At 35.1% G+C, this 276-nt stretch carries 1 protein-coding gene; it reads right to left on the bottom strand.

Features of this window, described 5'->3' with window-relative positions; all coding sequences use genetic code 11:
* Positions 1-276: SLC13 family permease (locus ACX6XY_RS30240; protein WP_460337860.1), on the bottom strand; the 276-nt coding region annotated here is incomplete at both ends.

The raw sequence follows: 276 nt of genomic DNA, 5'->3' as shown, positions 1-276 counted from the left end.
CAACATATCTTAAATAGAGCCAAGTAATACCTAACAATACAATGACCGTTGGAATCCCTACAATCATCCATTTAGCAAAACTAATTTCATGTCCAGAATGTTGCATGTATTGTCCTTTTAAAATAATTAGCGGCGGCGTTCCGATAAGTGTACCTAATCCGCCAATCGTACCTGCATAGCCAATTGCTAAAACTAGAGATTTTTCAAACTTTTGAATACTTGTTTGATTCGTATTGGCTTCTTGTAAATCATGTGCTTCCTTAATAATTGCTAAAC

Source organism: Streptomyces sp. O3 (assembly GCF_054788135.1).
This window is presented reverse-complemented; position numbering and strand designations above follow the sequence as displayed.